The following is an 18,314-nucleotide window of genomic DNA, read 5'->3' as shown; positions in this document are numbered from 1 at the left end:
GGGTTCCTCCCTGTGATCGCGCCACGGTGGTGGGCAGGCATCGACATGAATCGAGATATGCCGATGGCCACAGTATTGGAGTGGCGGTTCACACTGTCAACAAGTTCCGGAAATATTGTGGAAACGGGAACTCGAACAAAAGCGTCTATAACACGCGCAGTTGCGGACAATCTCCAGGCCAGGCGACCTATATCCTTCACCGAGAGAAGGGACCCGCCCGAAAGTTTCGGTGGCCTTCCGGTCAGTCCGAAAGCAGCGTGGCGCTGATCTCGCGGACGAACGCCCGCATCTGCCCCGCCCGGCCGGGGTCGCTGTCCCGGCCACCGACGTACCACCAGTCGCGGGCCCAGCGGATCAGGTCGGCCCACTGCGGCAGGGCGTCGACGCTCGCGTCGGCGGCTGCCCGCTTGGACATCTGCCGGTCGTACCGCAGACGCTGGACCGCCCGGCAGACGGTGAGCACGGCGTAGGACTGCGCACCCGGCGTGGTCATCTCGGCCGACCAGCCGGGCCAGTCACGGACGTGGGCGACAAGCGCCGCACGGACGCGTTCCGGGCCGACGGCCGGCAGCAACGCGCCGGGCGGCGGGCCGAACAGGGTCCGGCCGTGGTCGTGGACGGCGGCCCAGGTGACGACGCGGTGACCGGTGGCGGGCAGCAGGTGCAGCAGTTCGCCGGGGCTGACCCGGGCGATGCGGTGCGGGATGTCGGCTCCCCCGGTCACGTCCCGCACGGCGTCCGGGGAGACGTACTCGACCTCGACCCGGCCGACCCAGCGCGGGTGCCGCCGGTCGAGGCCGGCGTGCAGTCCGGCCAGGACGGCGAGGAGGTCCCGGTCCGGGTCGCGGTCGAGCACCGCGAGCACGTCGAGGTCGCTGCGCTCCGGGGCGAAGTCCCCGGACACCAGCGAGCCGTGCGCGTACAGCCCGAGCAGGACACGGTCGAGCCGACCCGCCCACGCGGCGGCGAGGTCGGCCAGCACGGCGTCCGGCGACGTCGCCGGGGTCGTCACGACCCCATCGCCGGGAAGACCACCGCCATGCCGCCGCAGCAGCACAGTCCGACGACGACAAGCGTGACGATCAGGACGGTGTAGTTCGACCACATGCCGAACCTGGTGACGTCGGTGCCGTAGCCGTCGTGCACCCGGTTGCGCCACGCGCCGAAGCGGAAGTCGAGGTGGTGCGCGGCGCCCGGCTGGACCGCGATCGACGTGGTGATGACCGGGACGCCCATGAAGTCGGTGTACCGGACGTCGTGCGGGCCGGCCGGCACCGCGACGTGCCAGGTCCCCTCGCCGGGAATCGGGACGTCCCGCTTGTCGATCTTGAAACGGCTGCTCGTGGTCACCGGAATCGCGTACGGCCCGCGATTGACCTTGACGACGAGGACGCCGTGGCCGGGCGGCGGAGTGATCGGGTGCGGGTACGCGATCATCGGGGTGACCCCGCCGTGCATCGGCGGGTAGGGCTGCGAGGGGAGGTAGGACACGGCGCGATTCTGGCACGGGCCCGCCACCCGCCGACGCGAGCGGTACGCGGGCGCGAAGCGCCGTTACGCTGCCGTCCATGCGGGACACCGTCCGTGTCTGGTTCATCCCGGTCGCCGTGCCGCCGCACGAGATGGCCCGCTACCGGTCGGTGCTCGACGCCGCCGAGCGGGCCCGCGGCGCGCGGCTCGACGCCGGCCGGCTGCGGGACCGGTTCACCGTGGCGCACGGCGCGCTGCGCGTTCTGGCCGGTCAGGCGGTGGGCACCGCGCCGGCCGCACTGACCTGGCGGCCGGGCCGGCACGGCAAGCCGTTCCTGACCGGTCCCGGGGCCGGGCTGCACACCAGCCTGTCGTACTCGGGCGACCTCGTGGCGGTGGCGCTGAGCGCGGACCGGCCGGTCGGGGTGGACCTGGAGCACGTGGCGCCGGGCGGCGACCCGGTGTCCGCGTCCGCGCGCTTCTTCCACCCGGACGAGGCGCGGCACGTCGCCGCCGCACCCGACCACGACGCGCGGGCGCGGCGGTTCACCCGACTGTGGGTCCGCAAGGAGGCGCTCGTGAAGGCCGCCGGGGGCCGCCTGCGCCCCAACCTCGCGGTGCCTGTGCACGGCGGCGACGTCGTCGAGTGCGCCGATCCACCAGGTCCGCACCGCCTCGCCGACCTACCCTCGCCCGCCGCGTTCCGGGCGGCCGTCGCGTTGGCCGGCGACCGGCCGTACACCGTCCGGACGTACCCCGGAGCGGGGTGAGCCGGACCGGTCAGTCCGGCCGGGTGGCGCAGTCGTCGTCGCGTACGCCGGCGAGCATGTCGGCGGTCGTGTGCGCCCGGATACCGGGCGGTGTCGGCTCGGCGAACCGGGCGACGACCGCCCGGACGTGCCGTGCCGCCGGTTCGGCCAGCCCGTCGTAGACGGCCGCGAACAGGTCCCGCGCCGGCTGCCGCAGCCAGCCCGGGGGCAGGATCTCCCGGGGCAGCCGCGGGTCGAGCGCGGGGAACCGGCGGAACGTGTCCATCACCTCGGTCCGCGCCCGCACCGCCGCCGCGCCGTCGACGGCGCCGAGCCGGGACGCCAGCGGCGTCCACCGGCGCAGGAACGCCTCGTACTGCCCGGCGATCGCGTCGATGTCCCACGCCTGGACCGGGGCGCGTTGGCCGACGGCGTCCCACACCACCTGCCGCCCCCGGAGCACCGTGAACGCGCCGAGGGCGAGCTGGGCCAGTCGCGCCCGCGCCGGCTCGCCCAGCTCGTACGGCGAGATCCACAGTCCGTCGTACAACGGCGCGTAGCCCAGCCAGCGCAGTTGGCCACGCAGGGCGCGGCGTTGCGGGCCGTGTTCCTGCGGCAGCGAGAACGCGACGACGGTCCAGCGTCCGTCCCAGGGCGGCACCGCGGCGGTGGACGCCATGATCCAGTTTCCGCCGGCGGAGAGGTCCGCCGCGGCGCCGGCGCTGAGCCGGTAGAAACTGTGGCGGCCCTGCCGGCTGCCCTCCAGCACGCCCCGGCGGGCCAGGCGGCTGATCGTGGTGCGCGCCCCGGCGCTCGTCACGCCGGCCTCGGCGAGCAACGCGACGATGGCGGCAGACGGCAGCGCCACCCGCTCGCGCAGGGTGTAGTCGGCGAGCAGGGTCACCGTGACGCTCTGCGGTGACGCGCCGGCCTGCCGCCGGGGCAGCCGGGGCGCGGCGCGCGCGTCGTCGGGGTAGATCTCCTCGATGTCGAACGGGCCTGCCACACGCGCTCCGGGCTCGACTCAGGGACGGGTGCACCGACTGTAGACGACCGCCGGCGCGGCATATCGGGGTGCATCGATTGACACTTCGCGGTCCGGCGGGAACACTATGTGCCACGCGAGCGCACGGAGCCGGGCCGGGCACGCCACACCCCGTGGGCGGGGCACCTCCACCGCCCGATCCCAGCCTGCACAGGCGATCGAAGGAGTCTGCGTGAAACTCAGAGCCACGATGCTGGCGGCCCTGGCCGCCACACTGGCGGGCGCCGCCCTGGTGGTCCCCGCCGTCCAACCCGCGTATGCGGCGTCGCTGAACGAGGTCACCAGCTTCGGCGACAACCCGGGGCGGATGCGCATGCACGTCTACGTGCCGGACAACCGGCCGGCCCGCCCGGCGACCGTGGTGGCCATGCACGGCTGCGGCGGCTCCGGACCCGGGTTCTATTCCGGCAGCGAGTTCGCCGGCCTCGCCGACCGCTACGGTTTCATCGTCATCTACCCCACCGCGACCCAGCAGGCCGGCTTCGGCAACTGTTTCGACACCTGGTCCGACACGGCCAAGCGGCGCGGCGCCGGCAGCGACCCGGTCTCCCTCATCTCGATGATCCGCTACGTCGAGCAGCAGTACGGCGCGGACCCCGGCCGGGTCTACGCCACCGGCAGCTCGTCCGGCGGCATGATGACCAACCACATGCTGGCGCTCTACCCCGACGTCTTCCAGGCGGGGGCGGCGTTCATGGGCGTGCCGTTCAACTGCTTCTCCGGCGCGGCCGACTACCCGCCCGGAGCCAGCCAGTGCACCGGCGGCGCCATGAACCGCACCCCGCAGCAGTGGGGTGACGCCGTCCGCGCGGCTTACCCCGGCTACACCGGCCCCCGCCCCCGGGTCCAGCTGTGGCACGGCACCGCGGACACCCTCGTGCCGTACTCGCTGCTCCAGGAGTCGATCGAGCAGTGGACGAACGTGTTCGGGTTGAGCCAGACACCCACGTCCACCGACACGCCGCAGCCCAACTGGAACCGCCGCCGCTACGCCGACGCCACCGGCACCGTGCAGGTGGAGGCGTACAGCATCCAGGGCGCCGGGCACAGCCTGCCCTCCGCCGGCATGGCCGCGGCGGCGGTGGCGTTCTTCGGCCTGACCACGTCGCCCAGCCCCACCGTCTCACCCAGCCCCACCGTCTCACCCAGCCCCACCGTCTCCCCCAGCCCCACCGTCTCACCCAGCCCCACCGTCTCACCCAGCCCGACCGTGTCGCCGACTCCCACCACCCCGCCGCCGGGTCCCGGCGCCTGCCGGGTGAGCGTCGACCTCAACGCGTGGAACACCGGGCTGACCGAGAACATCACCATCACCAACACCGGAGCCGGCGCCGTCAACGGATGGACGTTGAGCTTCACCCTGCCCGGCGGGCAGACCATCACCTCCGGCTGGAACGCCACCTACTCCCCCACCTCCGGCCAGGTGAGCGCCCGCAACGTCGCCTACAACGGCACCATCCCCGCCAACGGGTCGACGAGCATCGGCTTCCAGGCCACGCACACCGGCAACACCGGCCGGCCCGGCTCGTTCACCCTCAACGGCCAGCCCTGCACCCTCGCCTGACCGGCGTACCTCCCGGCCCGTCCACCCGGCGGCCCCACGACCCGCGTCGTGGGGCCGCCGTCGGCGCGTCCCGCGGTCGGGTGGCCGGCGGTGCCGCGGCTGGTCGCCGCTGGGCATGCGACAGTGAGGGCCGGACGGCGACCCACCCGCACGTCCCCGCGCAGGGAGGCAGCCCGCCGATGTTCAGCACCGCACGCCTTCAGGTGGTCCTGGAGATCGCCCGCCACGGCACCGTCGTCGCCGCCGCGGAACAGTTGCGGCTGAGCCCGTCCGCCGTCTCCCACCAGCTCGCCGCGCTCGAACGGGAGGCGGGGGTGGCGCTTGTGGACCGCGGCCCGCGCAGCCTGCGGCTCACCGTCGCCGGCCAGCGCCTGGCGGACTACGCGCAGCAGATCGCCGACCTGATGTCGGCCGCCCGGGACGAGCTGTCCGCCCACGGCGAGGGCCGCCGGGGCCTGCTGCGGATCGGGTTCTTCGCCACCGCCGGCACCGAACTGCTCCCACGCGCGTTGTCGGGTTTCACCGACGACCATCCGCAGGTCGAGCTGGCGTTGATCCTGGGGCAGCCGGACGACCTGCTCCCCCGCCTGCAACAGGGCGAGCTGGACCTGGTGGTGGTGTTCGACCATCCGCTGAGTCCGACCCGGGAGCCCTCGTACGCGGCGGTTCAGCCGCTGATGCGGGACCCGCAGTTGGTGGTGCTTCCGGACGGGCATCCACTCACCGGGCGGCGACGGCTACGCCTGACCGACCTGGCCGGCGAGCCGTGGATCACCACCCTGGGCGTGCAGGGCGAGGTGTCGGTCCTGGAGCTGGCGGCGCGGGCCGAGGGTTTCACCCCGCGGGTCCGCTGCCGCACCGACCACTACGAGGTGGTGCTGGGCCTGGTACGGGCCGGGGTCGGGGTGGCGCTGGTGCCGTCGCTGGGCCTGCGCAGCCCGGGCGGGGTCGCGATACGACAGCTCGCGCACGGCGGGCTGCACCGGGAGATCGGTGTGGCCCTGCGCCCCGGCAACCCCAATCCGGTGGTCGGCAGCTTCGTCGCGCGACTGACCGAGGTGGCGGCGACGCTCAGTCAGGAGCTGTCCGACCGGTGGGGACCGGCGAGTTCGTCGACCACCGTGCCCCAGCGACGCAGCTCGGCCACGGCGGCCCGCTCGGCGCCGGGGGCGAACGCCGCGACCACCGCGTAGACGACGGTGTGCCGGCCGGACACGATCCCGACGTCGGCGCGTACCCCGGTGTCGGTGCCGGTCTTGTTCTGCACGCCGATGTCCTCGCCCGACCACGGGCCTCGGCCGATGGCGTCGGCGACCAGGGCGCGGTCGGTGTTCCCGGCGAGCCAGCCGCGCAGCAGCCGGCACGCCCGCGGACTCTGCCAGGTCCCGTCCGCCACGTCCGCGAGGAAGGCGCAGAGTTCACGGGCCGTCCCGGTGGCGAAGGTCCGCGGTACGCCGGGGCCGCGCTCGCCCCGGATCAGGTCGTGCACGGCGGTGTCCCGCAGTCCGGCGCGGCGGGCCAGTTCACCCACCGCGTCGAGGGTCACCAGGCGCAGCAGCGCGTTGGTGGCGGCGTTGTCGCTGACCGCTCCGACGGCCGTGGCGAGGTCGGCGACCGTCCACCTGCGGGGGGACAGCCGGCCGAGCAGGCCGGTCCCGCCGACCAGCCGGTCGTCGTCGCGCAGGTCGACCGGCAGGTCGGCGGCGAGCGTGCCGTCGGCGAGCCGCCGGGCCACCTCGGCGAGCACCAGCACCTTGCCCACGCTGGCCAGGGGTAGCACCAGGTCCGGGTCGGCCGACCGGACGTGGCCGTCGGACAGGCGCCGCACCGTCGCCGCGACCCGCACCCGCGGGCTCACCGCCGATCCGGCACGGCCAGCACCCGGCCCGGTCGCGCCCCGGTGACGGTGCCGTCGTCCACCACGATCCGGCCGCCGACCACCACGCACCGCACCCCGCCCGGCGGCGACAACGGCTCGGCGTAGGTGGCGCCGTCGGTGACCCGCCGCGGGTCGAGGACCACCAGGTCGGCGGCGTACCCGTCGGCGAGCAGCCCGCGGCCGGCCAGCCCGAACCGGTGGGCGGGCATCCCGGTCATCTTGTGCACCGCGTCCGCCAGCTCCAGCAGCCGCACCTCGCGCACGTAGTGCCCGAGCACCCGGGCAAAGCTGCCCGCCCACCGCGGGTGGGGCCGTCCCCCCTTCGGCACGCCGTCGGAGCAGACCATGGTCAGCGGGCTGGCCAGCACCCGGCGCACGTCGTCCTCGTGCATGGAGTGGCTGAGGATGGTGACGTCGCCGTTCTCGGCGGCGAGCAGGTCGCAGGCGTAGTCGACCGGGTCGACGCCACCGGCCGCGGCCAGTTCGGCGACGGTGTGGCCCTCGGCGTGCGGGTGGTGCGGGGCGGAGGCGATCCGGATCAGGTCCCAGCCCCCGTTGCCGACGGTGTTCTCCCAGCCCGGCACGCCGGCGACCAGGTCGACGCGGATCCGGTCGCGGACCGCCGGGTCGGCCGCCGCGGCCAGCATCGCCGGCACCCCGTCGGCGATCAGCCACGGCGGCAGCATGGCGTGCAGGGCGGTGCTGCCCGCGGTGTACGGGTAGACGTCGCAGGTGACATCCAGCCCGTCGGCGCGCGCCCGCGCCAACCGGGCGAGGGTGCGGACGGTGGCGCCCCAGGCGCGCCGTCCGGCCGTCTTGTGGTGCGAGACCTGCAACGCGGCCCCGGCCGCGCGGGCGATCTCCAGCGCCTCTTCCAGCGCGGCCTCCACCTGGGACATCTCGTCGCGCAGGTGGGTCACGTACGGCTTGCCGTGCGCGGCGGCGACCCGGGCCAGCGCGATCACCTCGTAGGTGCCGGCGTTGACCCCCGGCGAATAGATCAACCCGGTCGACAGGCCGGCCGCGCCCGCGGCCAGCGCCTCGTCGAGCAGGCCGCACATCCGGCGGGTCTCCTCCGGCGTGGCCCGTCGCTGGGCGAAGCCGACCACCGCGGCGCGCAGCGTGCCGTGGCCGACGAGGGCGGCGAGGTGGTTGCGTCGCGACCGGCCCTGGGCGGCCGCGAACCCGGCGAACGACGGGTACGTCGACGAGGGCGGCCCGAACGTCGCGGCGATCAACTCCCGCACCGGACCCACTCGTTCGGTGGGCACCGGGAAGGGGCTGATCCCGCAGTTGCCGCAGATCTCCGTGGTGACGCCCTGCAGCAGCGGCGCCCGGCGTAGCGTCTCCCGCCGCTCGTCGTCGCCGGCGAGCAGGTCGGAGTGGGTGTGCACGTCGATGAAGCCGGGTGTGACGACCAGCCCGGCCGCGTCGACGACCTCGGTGGCGGCGGCGCCGCTGTCCGCCGGCAGCAGCACCAGCTTCCCGGCGCGCACGCCGACGTCGGCGGGGCGGGCCGGGGAGCCGCTGCCGTCGAGCAGTTCCCCGTTGGTGACCAGCAGGTCCAGCCGCGGCATCAGAGCACCTTGGACAGGAACGCGCGGGTCCGTTCGTGCCGCGGCGCGGCGAGCACCTCCCGGGGCGGTCCCTCCTCGACGACCAGACCCTCGTCCATGAAGACGAGATGGTCGCCGACCTCCCGGGCGAAGCCCATCTCGTGGGTCACCACGATCATGGTCATGCCGCTCGCCGCGAGATCCTTCATCACGTCGAGCACCTCGCCGACCAGTTCCGGGTCCAGGGCCGAGGTCGGCTCGTCGAAGAGCATCAGTTTCGGCGACATGGCCAGTGACCGGGCGATGGCGACCCGCTGCTGCTGGCCGCCGGACAGTTGCGCCGGGTAGTGGTGGGCGCGGTCGGCCAGGCCGACCCGGTCCAGCAGGTCGGCCGCGTGCCGGCGGGCCTGGGCCGAGGAGACGCCCTTCACGGCGACCGGCCCCTCCATCACGTTCTCCAGCGCGGTGCGGTGCGGGAACAGGTGGAAGCGCTGGAACACCATGCCGATGGACTCGCGCTGGCGGCGCAGCCGCGCGTCCGGCAGAGGGCGCAGCCGGCCGTCGCGTTCGGCGTATCCGATCAGCTCACCGTCGACGTAGACCCGGCCGCCCTGCGGCTCCTCCAGGTGGTTCAGGCAGCGCAGCAGCGTGGACTTGCCGGAGCCGGACGGGCCGACGACGCAGACCACCCGCCCGCGCCCGATGGTCAGGTCGATGCCGCGCAGCACCTCGATCCGACCGAAGCTCTTGCGCAGGGACTCGCAGCGCACCATCGGCGGGGTCATCGCGCGCTCCCGGAGAAACGCAGGTTGCGGGCCACACGGCCGCGCAGGTTGCCCGGCACGGTGGTGCCGAATCCGCGACTGAACCGGCGTTCCAGGAAGTACTGGCCGACGCTGGCCACGGTGGTCAGGACCAGGTACCAGATGGACGCGACGATCAACAGGGCGATCACCTCGAAGTTGGTGAGGTAGAGCCGCTGGGCGACGGTGAGCAGGTCGGCGCCGGCGATCACCGACACCAGCGAGGTGGTCTTGAGCATGGAGATGAACTGGTTGCCGGTCGGCGGGACGATGATCCGCATCGCCTGCGGCAGCACCACCCGCCGCATGATCTTCGCCCGGGACATGCCAAGCGATGCCGCGGCCTCCTGCTGGCCGGGATCGACCGAGCGCAGGCCGGCCCGGACGATCTCGCTCATGTAGGCGCCCTCGTTGATGCTGAGCCCGAGTAGGGCCGCGACGAAGCCGGTGACAAGCGCGTTCGTCTCCCAGGTGACCAGCTTGGGGCCACCGAACGGCACCCCCAGGCCGATCTCCGGGAAGATCAGGGCGATGTTGAACCAGAAGATCAGCTGCACCAGCAGCGGTGTGCCCCGGAAGAACCAGACGTAGGCCACCGCGCCGGTGCGCAGGACGCGGCTGTCGGAGACCTGCATCAGCGCCACCACCACGCCGAGCACGACGCCGATCACCATGGACGCGACCGTGAGCTGGATGGTGACCCAGAGTCCCTGCAGGATGACCCGGTCGAACTGGTACTCGACGACGATGTCCCAGTGCAGGTTCGGGTTGACCGCGACCGACCAGGTCAGCCAGGCGAGGATCAGGGCGGTCACCCCGGCGGCCAGCCAGCGCCCGGGGCGCAGCGGGTGGCTGATCCGGTTCGTCAGCTCACCGGCCGGGCCGTCCGGCCCGGCCGGAGCCGGGGAGCCCGCCTCGACGGGTGCGTTCACTTCTGGTCGTTGACCGTGGCGGACCGCACGGCGCCGCCCTGGACGCCCCACTTCTCCAGGATCTTGGTGTACTCACCCGAGTCGATCAGCTCCTGCAACGCCCGCTGGACGGCGTCACGCAGTTGACTGTCCTTCTTGTCGATGGCGATGCCCCACGGTCCGGCGTCGTACTGTGCCTCCAGCACCTCGTACTTGCCGCTCTGCTGGGCCAGCATCTTGGCCACCGGGTAGTCGACGATCGTCGCCACCGCACGTCCCGCGTCGATCTGGAGCAGGCCGGTCGGGGCGTCCTCACTCTGCGAGATGGTCATCTTCTTGGCGCACGAGGCGTTCTGCTTCTCCCCGATGGCGAGGTTCGAGCTGCCCTTGGCGAGCACGACCGCCCGTCCACACAGGTCCGCCAGGTCCTTGACCCCGGCCGGGTTGCCCTTCGCCACCATGATCGCGCCACCGGCGCGGAAGTAGTCGACGAAGTCGACGGCCTTGCGGCGCTCCTCGGTGTCGCTCATCGAGGACATGGCCAGGTCCCACCGGTCGGCCTGCAGGCCCGGGATGAGCCCGGGGAAGCTGGCGTTCGTCATCTCCAGCTTCAGGCCGAGCCGCCCGGCGATCGCGGCGGCCAGCTCCGGGTCGACGCCGATCAGATCCTGGGTCCCCTCCTTGTACATCTCCATCGGCGGGTAGCCCTCGGCGGTGGCGACCCGCAGCACGCCCTTGTCCTTGATCGCGGCCGGGACCAGGTCGGCGGCCTTGGCGTCGGCGGCCGCCGAGGCGGAGCCGCCCGACTGCGGCGACTGGTCGGTGGTGGACCGACCGCAGCCGGTGACCGCGAGGGACAGTGCGGCGAACCCGACGACAACGCGCAACGCGTGCTTCCCGACCACCGGAAACCTCCTGCTCAAGACCATGGCGGGCACCCTATCTGGGATCTTGGACCATGAACAGCCCGAACCCTTTACCGCCTGAGCATCATATTTTTCGACCCTCGCGAGCCCATCACCGCCGAGTCGACACGTGTAGCGGACAACATTGAACCAAATGGTTCAGTGTCCTAACGTGAGCCACGTGATTCAGCAAGAAACACTCGACCGGGTGTTCGCCGGCCTGGCCGACCCGACCCGGCGCGGCATCCTGGTCCGGCTCGGCCAGGGCCCGGCCACCATGAGCGAGCTCACCGAACCGACCGGGATGAGCCTGACCGGCATGCGCAAGCACGTGCGGGCCCTGGAGGACGCCGGGCTCGTGGTGACGCGCAAGGTCGGCCGGTCCCGGCAGTGCCACCTCGTCGCCGAGCCGCTCGACGCGGCGATGGCCTGGATCAGCTTCTACCAGCGACTCTGGGCGCGCCGACTGGACGGGCTCGACGCCTACCTGACCCCCCAACGGAAGGACCGTGACCCATGACGGTGCAACTGCGCCTGACCCGGCAGCTCCCGGGCACTCCCGCCGAGGTGTTCGACGCCTACACCGACGCCGAGAAGCAGAAGACCTGGTTCAGCATCCTGGACGAGGCACCAGGCGTCCTGGAGATCGACGTGGACCTGCGGGTCGGCGGGAAACAGACCGCCGCCTGGGGGCCCTCCTCCGACGAGCTGTTCCGTGAGACGCAGACGTTCCTGGAGATCGACCGCCCGCACCGGCTCGTCACCGAGTCGACGGGCAGCAGTCCCGACGGCGCCAGCATGACCACCCGCATCGAGATCACCTTCGAGGAGAAGGACGGCGGCACGCTGATGACCGTGGTGCAGAGCGGCTTCCCGGAGCCGCAGACGCGCGACTTCTTCGTCGGCGAGGCGTGGCCGGGGGCGTTCGACCGCATCGGGGCGTACCTGGCGCGCGAACACGGCACCGGGGCCGCCGGCGGCTGATCCCCACGCACGCGAGCACCGCCGGGCCGTGCGGCGCCGGTCGCCCAGGTCCGCCCGGCGCCGCACGGCTGTGTGGTCGGGACGACAACCGGCCCGACCTCTTTTGCCGACACCGCGTTGATAACATGGCGACATGGCGTCGACAAGATTGAGAGGTGGCGGCTGATGTTCCTGGCCATCCGGGAGCTGGGGTTCGCCCGGCTGCGATTCGCCCTGATGGGCGCGGTCATCGCGCTGATCTCGGTGCTGATGGTGATGTTGTCCGGCCTGTCCGTCGGGCTGGTGCGCGACGGCGTATCCGGACTGCAGAACCTGCCGGTCACCTCGTTCGCGTTCGCCCACGGCGTCCAGCACGACTCGGCGTTCTCGCGCAGCGTCGTGGACGCCTCTACGGTCGAGGTCTGGCGCGACCAGCCCGGCGTGGCGGAGGCGACGCCGTTCGGCAACACGCTCGTCAACGGGCGCACCGACGGGGGCACCGAGGTCGACCTGGCGCTGTTCGGCATCGAGACGGGCTCCTTCCTGTCCCCCGCCGTCAGCGAGGGTGACCGGCTCGGCCCGGCGGACGGGATCGTGGTGAGCCCCACCGCGATCGACGCGGGCCTGCGGGTCGGCGACACCGTGACCGTGGACCGGCTGGACACCCGGTTGCGCGTCGTCGGCGTCACCCAGCAGCAGGACACCTTCGGCCACGTCGACGTGGCGTACGTGCCGCTGGCGACGTGGCAGGCGATCAAGTCCGGCACCCCGGCCGGCGCGGCACTGCCGGCGCAGGCGACCCAGGAGATCACCGCAGTGGCGGTCCGTGCCGCCGACGGCGACTCGGTTGACCTGGCCGCGGGCGACAAGGCGGCGGGCACCGAGAGCCTGACCCTGGAGGAGTCCTACGGCGCCTCGCCCGGCTACACCGCCGAGACCACCACGCTGAACCTGATCCAGGGCTTCCTCTACGCCATCTCGGCCCTGGTGGCCGGCGCCTTCTTCGCCGTCTGGGCGATCCAGCGCAAGCAGGAGGTGGCCGTGCTGCGCGCACTCGGCGCCGCCACCGGCTGGGTGCTGCGTGACGCCCTGACCCAGGCCCTGATCCTGCTGGCCATCGCCATCGCCGTCGGCATGGGACTCGGCCTCGGCCTGGGCGCCCTGGTGGCCGGCAGCGACATCCCGTTCGCGTTGCACCTGCCCAGCATCGCCGCCGCCGCGGCCGGCCTGCTGGCGCTCGGACTGATCGGCGCGGCCGCCGCCGTCGCCCGCCTGACCTCCATCGACCCGGCGACCGCCCTGGGAGGAAACCGATGAGCAGCCGGCCCACCCCGTCCGCACCGACCCCGGCGCCCCGAGCCGACCACCTCGGCCTGGTGATGCGCGGCGTGCATCTGCGCCACGGCAACGACGCGGAGATCGTGCAGGCCCTCGACGACGTCGACCTCACCGTGGCGCCGGGCGAGCTGGCCGCGATCGTCGGCCCCTCCGGAGCCGGCAAGTCCAGCCTGCTGGCCGTGGCCGGCGGACTGGCCCGACCGGACCAGGGCACGGTGACCGTGGCCGGACAGGACATGACCGTGCCCAGCCGGCGCACACGCACCGAGCTGCGCCGCCGGCACGTCGGTTTCGTGTTCCAGTCCGGCAACCTCCTGCCCGCGCTGACCGCCGCCGACCAGTTGCGCCTGCCGCTGCGGCTGGGTGGGCGACGGGAGCGGTCCGGCCGCGACCCGCTGGAGATGCTCGCCCACGTCGGCATGGCCGACAAGGCCGACCGCCGTCCGCACCAGCTCTCCGGGGGCGAACGCCAGCGCGTCGGGATCGCCCGGGCGCTGGTGACCGGCCCGTCCGTGCTGCTCGTCGACGAGCCGACGGCGGCGCTTGACCGGGCCCGCAGCCACGACATCGTCCGGCTTCTCGCCCAGGAGGCCCGGCAGCGGTCGGTGGCCGTCGTGATGGTCACTCACGACCATGACGTGCTGGACTACTGTGACACGATCTACGAGATGGTCGACGGCAAGCTCGCCGTGCGGGACTGACCGCGACAGCAGGGCGCGGCGGAGACCCGGTGGGCATCCGCCGGTGACGAACTTGGAGGGTCGGCGTGCCGAAGATCCAGGCCGCAACCGTCGCCGAGCACCGGGCCGCCCAGCGGGCCGCGCTGCTGGAGGCCGCCCGCGCCCTGCTGTCGCAGCGCCCGGACCAGATCCCCAGCCTCGCCGACGTCGCCCGGCAGGCCGGACTGGCCCGGTCCAGCGCGTATTCCTACTTCCGGTCCCGCACCGACATGTTCGACGAGTTGGTCGCCGACACGTTCCCCCGCTGGTCGGCCTATGTGGAGAAGCGGATGAGCGAGGCCGGCACGCCCGGGAGGAAGGTCCTGGCGTACGTCGAGGCCAACCTGCACCTGGTCGCCCGGGGGGACCACGCGCTGGCCCGGGCGCTGGCCACGGCCGGCAACAGCGAGGTGTTGGCGGCGTCTAGCCGGCTGCTGCACGAGCGCCTGGAGGCGCCGCTGCGCGCCGCCCTGGCCGAGCACGGCGCCGGCGACCCCAGCCGGATGGCCGAGGTCGTCCAGTCGATCGTCTTCGCCCTGAGCCGGATGATCGAAAGCGGTCTCGGCCTTACGGAGGCGACCGGGCTCGCCCGCGAGCTGCTCACGCCGTACGTGCACCCGGCCACGAGCTGACCCCGCCCACCACGGCACCGGCCGCACGTCGTCGGGCGAACCGTCACGTCCGGTTCGGAGCGGTCCCGGAACGTGACCCCGGACGGGCTCGTGCGCGACCGGGACGACGCGCTCACCTCGCCACCCCCCACCGCGGCGGGCGCGCCTGAAGCACCGCGCCTGTCTCGCTCTACACCTGGCGTTCTTTCCGTTCGGGAAAAGCGCGCAGAATCGTCGTTCCGAGGGACAGCATAATTCCGCAACGACCAAGGTAAGCCTTATCTTTGTTCGCGTGGACAGCGGCGTGGAAATGCGATGTGCGACCGACGCGGCGCCCATTCCGCTGTTAGGGTGGGTTCGATCGTCCACGACTTCGCCGGGGTTTGGTTTCGGCCCGTGCGGCAAATAGTGAATGGCGTTCGAGCGCGAGCGGGACAGCACCGTCAGGCCCTGCTCACCCGAGAACTTGGAGGCACCATGAAGACTCTGTTGCAGTCACCGCCGGTACGCGAATGCGCCGCCACGGCGTGCAGTTTCAACGCCCAGGGCTGCCACGCCCCGGCAATCACCGTGGCGTCGACCGGCGACGCGGCCTCCTGCGCCACGTTCGTGGAGTCCTCGGTCACCGGCGGGATCGCGGAGGTCACCGGTGCGGTGGGGGCGTGTGCCCGGGCCGAGTGCGTCCACAACACCAACCTCGCCTGCACCGCCAAGTCGATCACGGTCGGGCCGGGCGCCACGGTCAGCGACTGTCTGACCTACCAGCCGGCCTGACAACCGGACGACGCGACCGAACGGGCCACGACGGGACACCGTCGTGGCCCGCCGCGTTCGGGACACCACCCGCCGTTGCAAAGGTAAGCCTTACCTACTAACGTCTGACCTGGGCCGACTTCACCCCGCACCTCGGCCGAGGAGACAGACATGGCGTTGCACCCCACCGGGAGGCCGGCCGAGCTGGCAGGCGCCGCCGCGACGACCGAACGGTCCACGGCGGGCGCGGCCGGCACGTCGACGCCCGAGGATGCCGTCGCCGCCCGGTCCGTGCTGGCCGCCGCCACCTCGCTGCGGCTCACGCTCGGCGACGTCACCACCGACCTGCTCTGCGGGCACACCGTCCTGCCCGACGGCACGATCGTCCTCGCCGTCGACGCGATGAGCAGCACCGGCGGCCTGCTGGTCGCCGCGCGCGGCCGCGCGGGCGCGGTTCGCCTCGACCTGACCCACCTCGCGCCGGTCGCCGTGCGCGCCCGGGTGCGTGCCCGGCTGTCCATCCTCGGCACGGCCCGGCGCTTCGACCCGGCCAGCCTCGACTCGTGCGATCCCGCCGCCGTCATGTCACTGCTCGACCTGCCCCCGGTGGCGCTGTGGGCTGTCGAACCGGTCGAGATCGTGCTCACCCGCGAGACCGGCCCGGCCGAGGTCGGCCCGGACGCCTACCGCGTCGCGCGGCCCGACCCGGTGGCCGCCGACGAGGCCGCACACCTGGCGCACCTGAGCCGGTGTCACCGGGACGTCGTCGACCGGCTCGCCGCCCTGCTCGACCCGCTCGCCACGGCCGGAGCGACGCGGGTGGTGCCGGTCGCCGTCGACGCCCGGGGCATCGTGCTGCGCGCGGAGCGGCCGGACGGCCACACCGACACCCGGTTGCCCTTCGCCCGGGCACTCACCGCGAGCGCCGGACTGGCCGAGGCGCTGCGCATGCTGCTCGGCTGATCCCCTCGCCCGGCACGACAGGCAGGGCCCGATCCGGGCGGCACCGGCGGCGGCTCGGGGGCGACCCGGGCGACGGGCGGTGAGGCCCCGCCACCGGGCGGGAAGCCTCGGGCGGATCCGCCCGCGCCCGCCCCGATGATGCCCCTTGATCACCGATACCCGGGCCGGTAGAAACAGGCGGGGGCCGGACCAACGGGGGACGGTCCAGGGCTGCCGGGTCCGCCGTCGACAGGAGACCAGTCATGACCGATGTCGATGGGCCGCTGTCCGCGACACCCCGGACCCGGCTACGCCGGATGAAGGAGAAGGGGCGCCCCGACCGGGCCGCCCTGTTCCACGTGCTGCGGGCCGGCTTCGTCTGCCACCTGGGTGTCCTGGTCGACGGCGCCCCGATGGTCGTGCCGACCGTCTACGGGTTCGACGAACGACACCTCTACCTGCACGGTTCGGTGGCCAGCCGGAGCCTGCGCGCCGACGCGGAGGTCTGCGTCACGGTCACCGTCGTCGACGGCCTGGTGCTCGCGCGCTCGGTGTTCGAGCACGGGATCAACTACCGCAGCGCGATGATCTACGGTCGGCCGCGGTGGGTGACCGACGACGACGAGAAGCTGCACGGGCTGCGGGTGCTGACCGAGCACGTCGCCCCCGGCCAGTGGGAATACGCTCGCCTGCCGAACCGCAAGGAACTCGCGGCCACGGCCCTGCTGGCGCTCCCGCTCACCGAGGCCTCGGTGAAGACCCGCAGCGGTCCGCCCGACGACGGCGACAGCCCGGACGCCGCGCTCGGACACTGGGCCGGGGAGCTACCACTTGTCGCGCGCTGGCAGGAGCCGGTCCCCGATCCGGCGCTGCCGGCACCGACGCCGACGCCGGCACACGTGGCCGCCCGCGCCGGCGCCCGGGTCGACCAGACCTGACCGGGACGGGCCGGCGGTGACCTGCCGGGTCGCCGGTGACGGGTCGTGGCGGCGCCCGCAGCCGCCACGACCGGCCACCCCACGAACGCCGGGGCGCCCACCCCCGGCCGTCGGCCGGCTACCGCAGTTGCCGGGCTAACTCCGCCAGGGGCAGCCGCGGTTGGACGGCGGCACGGGCGGCCACCACCGCCAGCGCCCGGGGCACCCCGGCGCAGCGGGCGACGATCTGCCGCGCCGCCTCCCGCTCGGCGCTGAGGCGGCGCTCGCCGAGCCGGGCCTGGAGCAGCTGCCACGCCTCGCACGGGGCCAGTTCGTCCACCACGACCGGATGCGCGGCCTCGCCGACCACCAGGCCGGTGAGGCGGTCCCGGCTGGTCACCACCACCATGCAGCCGGGCACACCGGGCAGCAACGGCCGCACCTGGTCGGCGTCCCGGGCGTCATCGAGCATGATCAACATCCGGCGTCCGGCGAGGGCACTGCGGTACAACCCGGCTCGCGCCGCCGGGCCGCACGGCACGCCCCCCGGCACGTCCAACGCCTCGATCAGGCAACCGAGCGCCTCCGACGGGGTGACCGCCGGCTTCTTCGGGTCGCTGCCGCCCAGGTGGACGTGCAACACCCCGTCGGCGAACCGGGCGGCGGACCGGTGTGCCCAGCGCAGCGCCAGCGCCGTCTTGCCGATCCCGGGACGTCCGGACAGGACGCCCACCACGACGGAGGACATCCGCCGCGGCCCGCCGTCCAGCAGCCGGTCGAGTTGTTCGAGTTGGGGCCGACGGCCGGTGAACCCGGGAATCTCCAGCGGCAGCTGCATGGGGCGCAGGCGCGCCGACGGTGACGGGTGCGCCGGCAGGCCGAGCACGTCGCGCAGTAGCCGGACGGTTGCCGGGCGTGGCCGGGTGACCCGCGCGGACTCCAGATTGCGGATACTGCGGACACTGAGTCCGGTCCGAGCGGCCAACTCCTCCTGAGTAAGGTTGGCCCGCTGTCGGGCCGTGACGATTTCATCACTCAGCATATCTATATAGCCGATCACAGCGTCGTCTCCGTACAGGTTCCGGCTGATTCGTGCCGGCGAACCACCGCAGCAGAGGTCGCTGAGCGGGCAGTCAGCAGCGACATTGCCGGTGATCTGCCGGTCTAGCTCCTGTTGGCTCGCACAGAT

Annotated in this window: 20 protein-coding genes; 11 read left to right on the top strand and 9 right to left on the bottom strand. The window is 73.1% G+C overall.

Features of this window, described 5'->3' with window-relative positions; genetic code table 11:
- Nucleotides 1-241: 241 nt before the first annotated feature.
- The gene (locus ACLQ2X_RS00785) at nt 242-1,012 is read right to left on the bottom strand and encodes an aminoglycoside adenylyltransferase domain-containing protein (RefSeq protein WP_425678932.1); all 771 of its coding nucleotides are present in this window, start codon (nt 1,010-1,012) and stop codon (nt 242-244) included.
- Entirely contained in the window at nt 1,009-1,491 is a 483-nt protein-coding gene (locus ACLQ2X_RS00780; RefSeq protein ID WP_425678931.1) for a hypothetical protein, read from the bottom strand. The genes ACLQ2X_RS00785 and ACLQ2X_RS00780 overlap by 4 nt, the downstream gene beginning before the upstream one ends.
- A 77-nt stretch (nt 1,492-1,568) precedes the next feature.
- Between ACLQ2X_RS00780 and ACLQ2X_RS00775 the strand changes: the two genes are divergently transcribed.
- On the top strand, nt 1,569-2,240 hold the full coding sequence (locus tag ACLQ2X_RS00775) for a 4'-phosphopantetheinyl transferase family protein (protein ID WP_425678930.1): 672 nt from the start codon (nt 1,569-1,571) through the stop codon (nt 2,238-2,240).
- Between the two features lie 10 nt (nt 2,241-2,250).
- Here the strand turns inward: ACLQ2X_RS00775 and ACLQ2X_RS00770 are convergent, their stop codons facing one another.
- Nucleotides 2,251-3,225: a PaaX family transcriptional regulator C-terminal domain-containing protein gene (locus ACLQ2X_RS00770; RefSeq protein WP_425678929.1), complete on the bottom strand. Its 975-nt coding sequence runs from the start codon at nt 3,223-3,225 to the stop codon at nt 2,251-2,253.
- Nucleotides 3,226-3,436: 211 nt separating this feature from the next.
- Here ACLQ2X_RS00770 and ACLQ2X_RS00765 point away from each other — a divergent pair, with 211 nt between their 5' ends.
- Nucleotides 3,437-4,828 carry an extracellular catalytic domain type 1 short-chain-length polyhydroxyalkanoate depolymerase gene (locus ACLQ2X_RS00765; RefSeq protein ID WP_425678928.1) on the top strand — a complete coding sequence of 464 codons (1,392 nt, stop codon included), beginning with the start codon at nt 3,437-3,439 and terminating at the stop codon, nt 4,826-4,828.
- A 179-nt stretch (nt 4,829-5,007) separates the two neighbouring features.
- A complete protein-coding gene (locus ACLQ2X_RS00760) occupies nt 5,008-6,021 on the top strand; it encodes a LysR family transcriptional regulator (RefSeq protein ID WP_425678927.1) in 1,014 nt (337 codons plus the stop codon).
- Here the strand turns inward: ACLQ2X_RS00760 and ACLQ2X_RS00755 are convergent.
- Genes ACLQ2X_RS00755 through ACLQ2X_RS00735 form a run of 5 tightly spaced genes read right to left on the bottom strand, consistent with a single transcriptional unit; the run spans nt 5,904 to nt 10,906 of the window.
- A complete protein-coding gene (locus tag ACLQ2X_RS00755) occupies nt 5,904-6,686 on the bottom strand; it encodes a serine hydrolase (RefSeq protein ID WP_425678926.1) in 783 nt (260 codons plus the stop codon). The genes ACLQ2X_RS00760 and ACLQ2X_RS00755 overlap by 118 nt on opposite strands.
- Nucleotides 6,683-8,284, bottom strand: coding sequence for an N-acyl-D-amino-acid deacylase family protein (locus ACLQ2X_RS00750; protein WP_425678925.1), 1,602 nt, complete (start codon nt 8,282-8,284; stop codon nt 6,683-6,685). The genes ACLQ2X_RS00755 and ACLQ2X_RS00750 overlap by 4 nt, the downstream gene beginning before the upstream one ends.
- Nucleotides 8,284-9,048: an amino acid ABC transporter ATP-binding protein gene (locus tag ACLQ2X_RS00745; RefSeq protein WP_425678924.1), complete on the bottom strand. Its 765-nt coding sequence runs from the start codon at nt 9,046-9,048 to the stop codon at nt 8,284-8,286. Before ACLQ2X_RS00745 ends, ACLQ2X_RS00750 begins: the two co-directional genes overlap by 1 nt.
- The gene (locus ACLQ2X_RS00740) at nt 9,045-9,998 is read right to left on the bottom strand and encodes an amino acid ABC transporter permease (protein ID WP_425678923.1); all 954 of its coding nucleotides are present in this window, start codon (nt 9,996-9,998) and stop codon (nt 9,045-9,047) included. The genes ACLQ2X_RS00745 and ACLQ2X_RS00740 overlap by 4 nt, the downstream gene beginning before the upstream one ends.
- Entirely contained in the window at nt 9,995-10,906 is a 912-nt protein-coding gene (locus ACLQ2X_RS00735) for an ABC transporter substrate-binding protein (protein WP_425678922.1), read from the bottom strand. The genes ACLQ2X_RS00740 and ACLQ2X_RS00735 overlap by 4 nt, the downstream gene beginning before the upstream one ends.
- Before the next feature lie 130 nt (nt 10,907-11,036).
- Here ACLQ2X_RS00735 and ACLQ2X_RS00730 point away from each other — a divergent pair, with 130 nt between their 5' ends.
- The 8 genes from ACLQ2X_RS00730 to ACLQ2X_RS00695 all read left to right on the top strand — a co-directional run bounded on the left by ACLQ2X_RS00730 (nt 11,037) and on the right by ACLQ2X_RS00695 (nt 17,146).
- A complete protein-coding gene (locus tag ACLQ2X_RS00730; protein WP_425678921.1) occupies nt 11,037-11,402 on the top strand; it encodes an ArsR/SmtB family transcription factor in 366 nt (121 codons plus the stop codon).
- The gene (locus ACLQ2X_RS00725; protein WP_425678920.1) at nt 11,399-11,866 is read left to right on the top strand and encodes an SRPBCC family protein; all 468 of its coding nucleotides are present in this window, start codon (nt 11,399-11,401) and stop codon (nt 11,864-11,866) included. Before ACLQ2X_RS00730 ends, ACLQ2X_RS00725 begins: the two co-directional genes overlap by 4 nt.
- 165 nt (nt 11,867-12,031) lie before the next feature.
- Nucleotides 12,032-13,162 carry an FtsX-like permease family protein gene (locus tag ACLQ2X_RS00720; RefSeq protein WP_425678919.1) on the top strand — a complete coding sequence of 377 codons (1,131 nt, stop codon included), beginning with the start codon at nt 12,032-12,034 and terminating at the stop codon, nt 13,160-13,162.
- Entirely contained in the window at nt 13,159-13,884 is a 726-nt protein-coding gene (locus ACLQ2X_RS00715) for an ABC transporter ATP-binding protein (protein ID WP_425678918.1), read from the top strand. Before ACLQ2X_RS00720 ends, ACLQ2X_RS00715 begins: the two co-directional genes overlap by 4 nt.
- A 65-nt stretch (nt 13,885-13,949) precedes the next feature.
- Nucleotides 13,950-14,534 carry a TetR/AcrR family transcriptional regulator gene (locus ACLQ2X_RS00710; RefSeq protein ID WP_425678917.1) on the top strand — a complete coding sequence of 195 codons (585 nt, stop codon included), beginning with the start codon at nt 13,950-13,952 and terminating at the stop codon, nt 14,532-14,534.
- Nucleotides 14,535-14,990: 456 nt separating this feature from the next.
- A complete protein-coding gene (locus ACLQ2X_RS00705) occupies nt 14,991-15,287 on the top strand; it encodes a DUF1540 domain-containing protein (protein WP_425678916.1) in 297 nt (98 codons plus the stop codon).
- A 150-nt stretch (nt 15,288-15,437) separates the two neighbouring features.
- Entirely contained in the window at nt 15,438-16,229 is a 792-nt protein-coding gene (locus tag ACLQ2X_RS00700) for a DUF2470 domain-containing protein (RefSeq protein WP_425678915.1), read from the top strand.
- Between the two features lie 242 nt (nt 16,230-16,471).
- Nucleotides 16,472-17,146 carry a pyridoxamine 5'-phosphate oxidase family protein gene (locus ACLQ2X_RS00695; protein WP_425678914.1) on the top strand — a complete coding sequence of 225 codons (675 nt, stop codon included), beginning with the start codon at nt 16,472-16,474 and terminating at the stop codon, nt 17,144-17,146.
- Between the two features lie 118 nt (nt 17,147-17,264).
- On the opposite strand, the gene ACLQ2X_RS00690 is transcribed toward ACLQ2X_RS00695, so the two are convergent.
- The gene (locus ACLQ2X_RS00690) at nt 17,265-18,167 is read right to left on the bottom strand and encodes an NB-ARC domain-containing protein (RefSeq protein ID WP_425678913.1); all 903 of its coding nucleotides are present in this window, start codon (nt 18,165-18,167) and stop codon (nt 17,265-17,267) included.
- Nucleotides 18,168-18,314: the final 147 nt, after the last annotated feature.

It is taken from the genome of Micromonospora sp. DT31, assembly GCF_049841795.1.
Taxonomy (GTDB): Bacteria; Actinomycetota; Actinomycetes; order Mycobacteriales; family Micromonosporaceae; genus Micromonospora.
The sequence above is the reverse complement of the archived record's forward strand: the minus strand, read 5'-3'. Positions and strand labels throughout refer to the sequence as shown.